Genomic DNA, 6947 nt, shown 5'->3' on the forward strand with positions numbered 1-6947 from the left:
CTGTGAATCCTGTCCATCTGCTCACGCCCACCACACCACTCCCGCCAACTCTGCCAGCAATCCCGTTCATCCTGCCCTCCTGTAAATCCTGCCCCATTCACCCACCAGCAGCCGCTCTTTTACCCCGCCTAGTCCCATTCCCCACTTGCCCCCAGACAAACCCCGCGCACACTCCCCGCATGAAGATGCTGCTTTTCACCCTGCTGTTGCTCACCTCCGCCGCCCAGGCAGAGCAGTGGCTCGTGAACGGCCGGACCTACAACGGCACCTTCCATAAATTCAGTGTCGACCACACCAAGGTCTATGTCACCTCAGACAGGGACAACTACAAAGGCAGCTGGATCAAAGTCACCGCGCTCGACCCTGCCACCCGCGTCCGGCTCCGTGTCGCCACACCGCAGGAGCAGGCCGCCGTGCAGGCCCAGAGGGAGCAAAAACGTCAGTTGGAAGCCCAGGCTTCAGCCCAGGCTGAGCAAAATCGTCAGTTGGACATCCAGGCCCTGGCCCAGGCCCAGACGGAGCAAAGGCGTCTGATGCAAGCCCAGTCCCAGACATCCGCCAATGCCGGGTACGCAGCCAGCGTTGCACAGCATCAGGTCAATATGCAGCACGTTGAAGACGCCCGCCGCATGGCGGCAGCATACCGCAGGTCATACTCCCCGGTCTACAGCGTCCCGCGCTATTCTCAGTACTACTACCCGCGAACCGGATACCGCAACTATTCATCCTACGGCTGCATTCCTCACGCCCACGTGAATCAGTTCCACATCCCCCATGTATACTCCTCAGGGGGCGTTCACGTGGTACAGCCCATCCTCCTCTGGAACCGTTAACAGCAAAGCCGTCACACAGGCCCACGGCTGCAATGAGACGCGAGCAGCAGCAGCGCCTGAGCACCCACCAAAAAAACGCCGCCACATTCTGCTACCACACGCGCCACATCCTGTGTTTAGTGCTGGCCGCGTTCCTCTCCGGCCCCGTCCGCACATGGCGCGCACCACCTCAGCGCTTCCTCCTCATCTCATGAAACACCTGCTTTCCGCCCTGCTGGCCTCCTGCCTCCTCGTCTCCTGCGCTTCCAAAGACCTTGACCGCTGCCCTCCCGGCACCCCCGCCATCAAAGTCGCCCAGGCCGTCGACTGCACTCACAAGGACGGCAAGTTCACCCTCCCCGCCGGCATCTACCAGCCCGAGGCCCAGTCCTCCAAAGGCATCTACTACGTCGCCCCGGAGCGCCTTAAAACCACCGGCATCATTCGCCAGGGCCACGAGCGTGGCGGCCTCTTCATCGCCAACGAAGGCTGGCAGTGGGCCTGGATCGGCCACCCCGGCTTTGAAGTGGACGAAAACAAAACCTCCATCCTCAAAAAGCGCGGCATCCTCATGCCCACCTGCTACAAATTCGAGCCCTACGTGAAGTACACCAAGGTGAAGAGCCGCTAAGACGCGCGGTTATCGGTTCATCACTAGTTCGCTTCGTCGCTTCTCAACAGACCGTTCGGGATTTTTCGTCCTCGTCCTCCTGCTCGTCCTCGATCTTGCAGCGAAAAAATCGCCAAAGCACTATCGAGTCCCCCGGCGCCGTCCTGCCGTCCCGGCTTTCGTGCCCTCCATAGCTCGAAGAGCCAAAGAGGAAGCCGGCCCGCCTTCTTTGTTCGTAGTTCGCTTCGCGGCCGCGCAGCAGCCCGTTCTGGCCTGCGGCTTTCTCATTTGCTCCACACCACGAAGCTGCTCAGCCCCTTAGCCACTAAGGCCTGTTCGCCGCTGCTCCGCCCACAGCACCGCGCTCCGCCACACACCAACCCCAAAGGGGTTGCGTAACATAGCGAAGGGTTGCCGAGCCTCAGCGAGGCTACCCTGGTACCCGCCATCAAATCCGGAAAGCAAACCCAGCACTCCGCCGCACCCTAAGCCCACCAGCAGCGTCTGCCTGGCGCGCCGCCACGCCCACACACACGTGCTCAAATTGCACGCCACTCCCGCGCTCTTCCGCAGCGCGAAAAAGCCTCACTTCGCCCGCTGAATCCGCGCCGGCACATCATTGATGCTGTAGCCCGCCTCCCGCAGCGCGTCCCACACCTTCACCAGGTTCCCCAGCGCCGCCGTCGTGTCCGCCTTCAGCTCCAGCTTCAGCCCGGGCGTCTTTTCCTTCATCGTCGTGATCGCCGCCGCCAGCTGCTCCAGCTCCACCGGCTTCCCGTCCAGAAACACATGCTGCTGCTCATCGATGGTGATCGCCACGCGCACCTCCGGCGTCGTCGCCGCACCGCCCAGCGTCTTCGACTCCGGCAGCGTGATCTTCATCTGCGTCTTGTCCTTCTCAAACGTCGTCGTCGCCACAAAGAAGATCAGCAGGATCACCATGATGTCGATCAGCGACACGATGGGGATCGTCGGTACCGGGCGGCGTTTGGGGCGCAGATTCATGGCCATGGCGTGCAGCAGGTGGAGTGATGGAAAAGTTCTCGCTCACGCACACTCAGTGCGCCGGACGCTGCACTTCAAAGTGCTGGTAAAAATGCTGGATCGTCTCCTGCATGATCGACTCCACCCGCACCGCCAGCGCATCCAGCCGCCGGGAGAAATACGTGTGTGCCAGCACCGACGGCACCGCCACAAACAAGCCTGCGATCGTGCACCGCAGCGCCACGCCGATCTCATGAGCGATCACCGTCGTGTCCGGCCCGCCACCCGCGCCGAACGCCGAGAACATCCCCACCAGGCCCACCGTCGTGCCCAGCAGCCCCAGCAGCGGCGCCACAGACACCATCACCTCCAGCAGCGGGATCCCGCTCTCCAGCCGGTGGATCTCCTCGCGCGCCTTGATCGCGCACGCATCATGGCACTCCTGCTTGCTCGTAAAGGCCCCGCTGATCGCCATGCTCCCCAGCCGCGAAAGCATCGAGCCATCATGCACCAGAAACTCCTGCAGCGGCCGGATGTCACCCTTCAGCGCATAGTTCGGGATCGCCCGCAGCTGGCTCACCACCGCGCTCGGCATGATCACCTGCTCCCTTAGTTGCAGCCACGCCAAAATCGACGCCCCGATGGCCGACATCGAGCACACCACGATGAGCGCCATCACAAAGCCCCCCGTCGAGAGAAACTCATAAACCAGCTGCAGCCCTGAGGGCGCAGCCTTTTCAGTGGCATCCGCAGCGGCGGCGGCGGCAGCCGCAAGCATGGGTGTGGCAGAGGCGAGAAGATCAGTTAATAACGACATCGTAGTTGAGTATCAGGTGTTCGAGAGTTTCCTTCGGCAGCAGGGGGATGACTTCTTCAGGGATGGGTGGGAGCTTCGCAGCATAGATTAACTTTTGGGTCAAGACCCTCAGCTTCTCATTGTTGCCCATTTCATCGGTGACGAAGGCATGCTCCACCTTGCCGTTGAAGTCGACGACCACTTTAATATGAAAAACGTCAGGGCCCTTGCTGCCCTGCCGGATATACGGCTCATAGGTATTGTGCAAGAGCTTCCGGACCTGCTGGGAAAAGCGCGTCACGGGCTTCTTCGGGCTAGCGACTTTCTGAACGCCAGACTCCGATGCCGCTCTCTCCGATGCCGCTCTCTCAGGATAGTATTCCAATCTCAGGCGTCCTCCATCCTGCTCCGTCAGCGCGGCCACGACTTCAGCAGGCATGGGCGGCAGCTTCACCTCACGGATCGCCTGCAAAGTAAATGTCGCGAATGTCCGAGTGCAGTTCTTCGTGTTGATGATCCGCAGGTCTTCCACCTTGCCTTTGGGGGTGACGTAAAATTCGACCACCATGGTGCCATAGCCCTGAGGAGAGTTGCGCAGAGCGTTCATATGCCGGTCCCACTTCTCCCTCACCTCTTTCCTGATCTGCGCGATATAGCGCCCCTTGGGAGAGCGGCTGTTCGCAAGATCCAGGCGAGCCTGTTCGTCAGCAGCGCCCTGCTCATACGTCGAGCACGCCACCAGCCCGCAAGCCAGAGAGACTGCTCCTATCACTTTCATCATTGAATACAAAAAAGGACGCCTCTCGGTCATGTCAGTAAATGAGGACATTGTATTCAATTTTCAGGCGCTCCGGATCGTTCATCGGGAGCAATGGGAACACGTCAATGGGCATCGGAGGTATTTCAGCATCCTTGATCGCCCGCAAGGTTAATAAAGTCAGAGCACGGTAGGAATCCTTGTCATCCACCACGAGCGGGTCCTCCACCTTGCCTTGTTTGTTCACGTAAAAATTCACCTTCAGGCTCCCGTACGTGACGCCTTCCATCTGTAGTTTAAGGTAGATGCGCCACTTCTTTTCCACCGCCTGGGTGACCCGCTGGGTGTAGCGCTCCTTCGGCGTCGATGTCAGTTTCACCGTCGTCTGGGTGCCGCCACTGGCACTGCCGCCCTTCGTCGGCGGGCTGCTGGGCTGCTTCGTCTCACCCGGTTGGGCCACTTTCCGGACGTTGCCCTCCCGGATCTCCGGCGGCATTCCCCACCGCTTCTCCATCAGCATCTTTGCCTTCTGCCTGATCTCGCGCTGTTCCGGCGCTCTCTCCGCATTCGCCAGCGTCTCACTGCTGGCAGCGGCGCTGCCGCCCTTCGTCCGTTCTGGCAGATGAATACTGAGGACGAATCCCATGCACCCCTCTTGTTCCGGCTTGAGCAAAGGAATCACATCCGCAGGTATCGGCGGGAACTTCGCATCTTGGATCGCCTTCACCGTGAATCGGGTCAGGATCGGATCTGTATCCTGGTTGTTCCTGACGTGGATGCGTTCCACCTGGCCCTTCGGGCTGACATAATAGTCCACCTTCAGACTCCCGTAGGCTGTTTCATTGGGACGCTGCTCACTGTAGATCTTCCACTTCTTCAGGATCACTTCGTTCACCCGCCTGCCATAGCGGTCTTTCGGCGTCTCCTTGGCATCCTCCACCACCCCGCCCTCCTTCGGCGGCGCACTGCACGCAGAGAGCATGCCCACCAGAAGCATCCCCGCCCCCAACAGCCTCATCCACGTCCCCATCCTCACACCAGCGGCACCCAGCGCGCCCGGAACCACGCCCCCAAGGCAGCATCCCTCACAGGCAGGCAGGTCAGTAGATGAGGACATTGTAATTGATTTTGTACCGCCCGCCGTCCTCCTCCGGCAGCAGCGGCAGCACATCAGCCGGGATCGGCGGAATCTCCGCATCCTGGATCGCCCGCACCGTCACCTCCGTGAGGATCGGATTGGACTCCTTGTCATCCACCACCCGCAGGCCCTCCACCTTGCCCTTTTTATTCACGTAAAAGACCAGCTTCAGGCTCGCGTAGGTCATGCCATCCCGCCGCAGCTTCACGTAGATGTTCCATTTCCTTTCCACCATGCCGCGCACCTGCCGGTCATAGATCCCCAGCGGCGTCATTTTCGCATCCACCGCCTCCTCGTTCCCACGATTGAAAATCGTGCCCTTTGTCTCCGACTTGCGCGTGTGCGGCGTGAAAGCGTTCGTATCCTGGTTCCGCGTCGTGCGCGTCACCGCCTCATCATCCACCACCGGCAGCGCCTTCGGGATGGGTTTCTCCTGCGGAGTCGGCGGCGGCATGTCCTCCGCCAGCTCCAGCTTCTTCGGTGCGGGCTTCGTGGTGGGCGGCGCGTCTGGCGTCTTCTCCATCGGGTCCGGTTTCTTCACCTCCAGCGGCAGCCGGTTCAGGTCCACCTTCGCCAGCTCCTTGTCCGCCTCCTCCATCATCTTTGTCAGCGGCGTCTTTTCAGGCTCCACCTTCGCCATCTTGGGCGTCTCCACAGGCTTCTCCGTTTCAGGCGTTGTCGTCTCCGGCTTCGGCGTCAGCACCGTCTGCGGCTTGGGCGGCTGCGGCGGTGCGGCGTCCTTCGGTTTCAGGATCGAAGGCGGGGCCTCCGGTGTGGGCGGGGCCGGCGGCTTCGGTGCCAGCATCGCCACCTCAGGCGGCTGCGTCTTCGGCCGCGCATCGTCCTTCAGATCCCCATTGTGGAAATCACGGTCCGCCAGCTCCTGCATCTTGATCTTGATCCCGTCCATCGAAGGCAGCGGCTCCGTCGCATCCGGAGAGGGGGCCTTCTTGGTGGAAGCATTCGTGTTCCGGTCAGAGATGAACGCCGGATTCTTCGGCGCCACGTCCACGCCCTCATTCTGCGACGTGCGCATGTACACCATGCGCTCCGGCTTCGGTTTCGGCGGGGGTGGCGTCGTCAGGAACTGCTCAGGAAACAGCAGCACCTCCTCCTCCTTTTTCTCCTCCTTCGGCGGCTGGTGTGCCTCCAGCCACAGCCGATGCGCCGCCTCGCTCGCAAACACAAACGCCAGCAGCACCAGCAAAAGCGCATGCACCACCACCGTGCCGGTGATGGCAATGCGCAGGTTGCTGCTGCGTTGATGGTCGATGGGATAAAAGTCAGTCACAATGCCAGGCCAATTTAGGGAGGAACGCCTCCCCCAATATAGTGCTCTCCCAGTCTTGAGAATCAAATGCTGATTGAGCAGCCTCACACCCCACCTCCCCCTCTCATCCACAGCCCCCTACTCGATCCAATCACCCAGCCCTCCGCCAGCCCCCACCGCCTCGCAGCCCCAGTGCTGGTAGGGACGCGTTGTGCGCGTCCCTAGAATCCTTCGTCCCACCGCCACCCGCCAGCCCAACCACTCTCCCCCTTTCCTCAAGCCCCCGCTCTCCTCCATCCCTCCATCCACCATTGATTCGCCGCCCTCCCCCTCCGGGCTCACTTCGTTCGTCTATCTCGCCACGCTCGGTTCCCCCCCCTCCAGTAATCCTGAAATGCTGCCATCCTGTTAATCCTGTCCATCGACACCGCCTCGCACTCCACCATTGATTCGCCGCCCTCCCCCTCCGGGCTCACTTCATTCGTCTATCTCACCAAGCTCGGTGCCACCCCCGCAGTCATCCTGAAATGCTGCCATCCTGTTAATCCTGTCCATCTACACCGTCTCTTCCCCCACCGCC

General features: G+C 61.1%; 7 protein-coding genes. 2 read left to right on the forward strand and 5 right to left on the reverse strand.

All coding sequences use genetic code 11. The features are described 5' to 3' along the window. The first annotated feature begins 179 nt into the window (after positions 1-179). Together WAW39_RS11045 and WAW39_RS11050 are read left to right on the forward strand one after the other, a co-directional pair. Positions 180-833, forward strand: coding sequence for a hypothetical protein (locus WAW39_RS11045; RefSeq protein WP_422318708.1), 654 nt, complete (start codon positions 180-182; stop codon positions 831-833). A 190-nt stretch (positions 834-1023) separates the two neighbouring features. Next, entirely contained in the window at positions 1024-1443 is a 420-nt protein-coding gene (locus WAW39_RS11050) for a hypothetical protein (protein ID WP_422318710.1), read from the forward strand. Positions 1444-2007: 564 nt separating this feature from the next. On the opposite strand, the gene WAW39_RS11055 is transcribed toward WAW39_RS11050, so the two are convergent. The 5 genes from WAW39_RS11055 to WAW39_RS11075 are packed head-to-tail and all read right to left on the reverse strand — an operon-like array spanning position 2008 to position 6388. Further along, the gene (locus WAW39_RS11055) at positions 2008-2427 is read right to left on the reverse strand and encodes an ExbD/TolR family protein (RefSeq protein WP_422318712.1); all 420 of its coding nucleotides are present in this window, start codon (positions 2425-2427) and stop codon (positions 2008-2010) included. 52 nt (positions 2428-2479) lie between these two features. Next, entirely contained in the window at positions 2480-3184 is a 705-nt protein-coding gene (locus tag WAW39_RS11060) for a MotA/TolQ/ExbB proton channel family protein (RefSeq protein ID WP_422318714.1), read from the reverse strand. A 22-nt stretch (positions 3185-3206) separates the two neighbouring features. Continuing rightward, positions 3207-4031 carry an energy transducer TonB family protein gene (locus WAW39_RS11065; RefSeq protein WP_422318716.1) on the reverse strand — a complete coding sequence of 275 codons (825 nt, stop codon included), beginning with the start codon at positions 4029-4031 and terminating at the stop codon, positions 3207-3209. Further along, positions 4015-5076 (reverse strand): hypothetical protein, encoded by a 1062-nt coding sequence (locus WAW39_RS11070; protein WP_422318718.1) that lies wholly within the window; start codon positions 5074-5076, stop codon positions 4015-4017. Before WAW39_RS11070 ends, WAW39_RS11065 begins: the two co-directional genes overlap by 17 nt. Further along, a complete protein-coding gene (locus WAW39_RS11075) occupies positions 5060-6388 on the reverse strand; it encodes a hypothetical protein (RefSeq protein WP_422318720.1) in 1329 nt (442 codons plus the stop codon). Before WAW39_RS11075 ends, WAW39_RS11070 begins: the two co-directional genes overlap by 17 nt. Positions 6389-6947: the final 559 nt, after the last annotated feature.

The organism is Prosthecobacter sp., assembly GCF_049294395.1.
Classification (GTDB): Bacteria; Verrucomicrobiota; Verrucomicrobiia; order Verrucomicrobiales; family Verrucomicrobiaceae; genus Prosthecobacter.

What these genes read in the sequence shown, in the direction of transcription:
- WAW39_RS11050 (WP_422318710.1), top strand. Translation starts at nt 1,024, where the DNA reads ATGAAACACCTGCTTTCCGCCCTGCTGGCCTCCTGCCTCCTCGTCTCC.
- WAW39_RS11070 (WP_422318718.1), bottom strand. Translation starts at nt 5,076, where the DNA reads ATGTCCTCATCTACTGACCTGCCTGCCTGTGAGGGATGCTGCCTTGGG.
- WAW39_RS11045 (WP_422318708.1), top strand. Translation starts at nt 180, where the DNA reads ATGAAGATGCTGCTTTTCACCCTGCTGTTGCTCACCTCCGCCGCCCAG.
- WAW39_RS11060 (WP_422318714.1), bottom strand. Translation starts at nt 3,184, where the DNA reads ATGCTTGCGGCTGCCGCCGCCGCCGCTGCGGATGCCACTGAAAAGGCT.
- WAW39_RS11055 (WP_422318712.1), bottom strand. Translation starts at nt 2,427, where the DNA reads ATGAATCTGCGCCCCAAACGCCGCCCGGTACCGACGATCCCCATCGTG.
- WAW39_RS11065 (WP_422318716.1), bottom strand. Translation starts at nt 4,031, where the DNA reads ATGTCCTCATTTACTGACATGACCGAGAGGCGTCCTTTTTTGTATTCA.